Origin of the sequence: Streptomyces niveiscabiei (assembly GCF_001419795.1) — a bacterium.
In the GTDB taxonomy this organism is placed as follows: domain Bacteria; phylum Actinomycetota; class Actinomycetes; order Streptomycetales; family Streptomycetaceae; genus Streptomyces; species Streptomyces niveiscabiei.
On record NZ_LIRL01000645.1, the window covers coordinates 1 to 3240 of the forward strand.

The 3240-nt window shown below is 73.7% G+C and carries 2 protein-coding genes and 1 pseudogene; 1 reads left to right on the forward strand and 2 read right to left on the reverse strand.

What is annotated here, in order from left to right; genetic code table 11:
* Positions 1-52: 52 nt before the first annotated feature.
* Entirely contained in the window at positions 53-1489 is a 1437-nt protein-coding gene (locus AOK24_RS29065) for an MFS transporter (protein ID WP_206191280.1), read from the reverse strand.
* Between the two features lie 378 nt (positions 1490-1867).
* Between AOK24_RS29065 and AOK24_RS29070 the strand changes: the two genes are divergently transcribed.
* Positions 1868-2791: a DUF3027 domain-containing protein gene (locus AOK24_RS29070; protein WP_055723018.1), complete on the forward strand. Its 924-nt coding sequence runs from the start codon at positions 1868-1870 to the stop codon at positions 2789-2791.
* Between the two features lie 136 nt (positions 2792-2927).
* Here the strand turns inward: AOK24_RS29070 and AOK24_RS49825 are convergent.
* Positions 2928-3240, reverse strand: a pseudogene (locus tag AOK24_RS49825) (hypothetical protein); the annotation flags it as partial.

The window sequence follows — 3240 nt, forward strand, 5'->3', positions numbered from 1 at the left end:
CCCGCGCCCTCACCCGCGCCCCACCGGCCCCTCACCCCCAGGTACTACCGCTCTACTCCACCCGGGCCCGGCCCTCGCCGCCCCCACTGCCCCCGCCTCCGTGCCGCCCCGACCCCAGCAGCCCCTTCGCGGTGGTCACCCACCCCACCGCCACCACCCCGGCCGCCACCGACAGCCCCAGCGTCCCGTTCAGCGGCATCACGATCCCCACCGCCCCGCCGAACACCGACGACACCTGGAGCAGCGTCTCCGACCGCGCGAACGCCGACGTCCGCACCAACTCCGGTACGTCCCGCTGGATCAGCGCGTCCAGCGACAGCTTGGCCAGCGCCTGCGAGAACCCGGCGACCGCCGCGAGGCAGGCCACCAGGAACGCCCCGAACAGCAGCGCCGCCGTGATCGTCGCGCCGAGGACCACCGCGACGACCGTCACGACGATCACCTCCGGCGCCCGCGACCGCAGCCACGCCCCCACCGTCGTACCCAGCGCGTTCCCCGCCCCCGCCGCGACCGCGACCATGCCGAGCGAGACGGCGGCGCTCTGCCCCGTCAGGGGGTGCTCGCGCAGCAGGAACGCGAGGAAGAACGTGAGGAACCCCGACAGCCAGCGCAGCGCGGCGTTCGCGCCGAGGGCGTGGGTGACGCCGATGCCGACCGTGCGCAGGCCGGGCCGCTTGGCCGACTTGAGCGGGCCGTGCAGATGGTTCTCGTCGGCGGCGAGGAGCGCGACGTCCTCGCCCTTCGCCGAGTCCACCTTCGGAGGGAGCGTGAACGACAGGAACGTACCGAGGACGAAGATCACGAACGCGCCGTACAGCGGCCACCCGGGCCCGATCTGGTGCAGCCCCGCCGCGATGGGCGCGGCGATCCCCGTGGCCAGGAGTCCCCCCAGGGTGACCCGGGAGTTGGCCTTCACGAGGGACAGGCGTGGTGGGAGTAGCCGGGGTACCACGGCGGAACGAACGACGCCGTACGCCTTGGAAGCTACGAGTACCCCCAGGGCCGCCGGGTACATCTCCAGGCTCCCCGTCGCGACGGCACCCGAAAGTACGAGGGCGAGCAGGGCCCGCGCGAGCATCGCACCGGCCATCGCCGCGCGCCGCCCGTGCGGGAGCCGGTCGAGGAGCGGGCCGATGACGGGGGCGAGGACGGTGAACGGAGCCATCGTGATCGCGAGGTAGAGCGCGACCCGCCCGCGCGCCTCGTCCGTCGGGACGGAGAAGAAGACCGTGGAGGCGAGCGCGACCGTGATCATCACGTCGCCCGCGCCGTTCACGGCGTGCAGTTCGATGAGTTTGCCGAGGCCCGACTCGCCCGCGCCGTGCGCGTGCGTGGCCTTTCTGATGCCGCGCGCCGTACCGGTGAACGGGAAGTGCAGGGCACGGCCGATCGAGCGGACGGGTCCGCCCAGCCGACCCGAACCGCCGCCCTTCGTCTTCCCCTGCCCGCCGATTCCGGTCGCGCCCTGGGGTGTCCGCGCGGTTGCCACGACGTTCATAGTGCCCCGAGAACGCGGTGCGTAGTGCGGTTAGCGCGCGGACGGCGCGGTAGTTCTCCGGGTTTACCCGGGTAGTCCTCGGGTACGGAAGGGCCGCTCGGGGCGCTGCCGGAGGGCTTCCGGTACTACCCGGGGACGACCTCAGGGTGACGATCCGGGTGTCGTTGTCGATCGTCGGGTCCCGTCGGTGTGGGCTGAGCGGCCGTGAACAGGTAGCGTGCGTATCTCAGCCATCCCGCACAATGGATGGCACAGGTGCGCCCGAGCACGATCGGACGCGGACGTCGACGCGGCCCACAGGTCCGCTCCGTCCGTTCCGCGGCCCGAGACACCGCACCCGACAGACGGCGTAGGAGAGAAGCGATACCTGTGAGCGCAGCGACCACGCGAAGCCGCACCCCCGACCGCCTGTGCGCCGAGGCCGTCGACCTCGCACGCACCGCAGCCGAGGAGGCGGCGGCACCCGGAGTCGTCGGTGAGCACGTGGGCCTCGTCTCCGAGGGTGACCGCGTCGTCACCCACTTCTTCGAGTGCAAGGAACTCGGCTACCGCGGCTGGCGCTGGGCGGCGACCGTCGCGCGCGCCTCCCGCGCCAAGATCGTGACGCTCGACGAGGTCGTCATGCTCCCCGGCCCCGACGCGGTCCTCGCGCCCGAGTGGGTCCCGTGGAGCGAGCGGCTGCGCCCCGGCGACCTCGGCCCCGGCGACCTCCTGCCGACCGACGCGGACGACGACCGCCTGGAGTCCGGGTACGCCGACGACCGCCTCGCCCCCGGCGACTCCGGCGACGACGAGCCCGCGCCGGAGCTCGCCGCCGCCGCGTCCGACGACACCGAGGACACGTCCGGCCTCGCCACGCCGCCCACCCGCGGCACGATCGCCGCCGTCGCCGACGAACTCGGCCTGCGCCGCGCCCGCGTCCTGTCCCGCTACGGCCTCCACATCGCCGCCGACCGCTGGGAAGAGGCGTTCGGCGCGCAGACCCCGATGGCCCAGGCCGCCCCCGCGACCTGCGTGAGCTGCGGTTTCCTCACGCCGATCGGCGGCAGCCTCGGCCAGGCGTTCGGCGTCTGCGCGAACGAGTTCTCCCCCGCCGACGGCCGCGTCGTCTCCCTCACGTACGGCTGCGGCGGCCACTCCGAGGCGGCCGTCATGCCCGCGCCGCCGCGGCCCGCTCTGCCGGTGGTCGACGAGACCCAGGTGGACCCGTTCCCGCTGCGGCCCGCCGCCGATTCGGGGTCGGTGCCGGTGGGGGACGGGGACGAGGAGACGGCTGAGCTGGGGCACTCTTAGCTCGTTCGGCGGAGTACCTGCGGGGTAGTACCTGCGGGCGACTACCTGAGGGGTAGCACCTGAGGGGTAGTACCGGGGAGCGACTACCTGGGAGGTAGTACCTGAGGGTGGCTACCTGCGGGGGACTACCCGGGTACTACGCGCCCAGGCGGTCGGCGGTCTCAGGCGGTCGGCAGTCCAGGCAGAGGGTGCCCGGGGGTGTGGGGCGCCGGTAGGGGCGCTCGCACTCGGGGCAGGCCGTGGGATTCCGGAGCCCCGGGGGGAGTGGGGGCTGCACGGGCTGTACGGGTACGAGGCTGTCGGCGCCGATCGTCGGGGGCGCGTCCGGCGCGGTGTACACGGGTAGTACCGGGCGTCCGGCGCCGAGGTACGGCACGGGCGGGAGCAGCACCGTCAGCCGGTGGGCGACGAACGCTGCCGGGCGGTAGAGCGGGTCCAGGGGGAGGTTC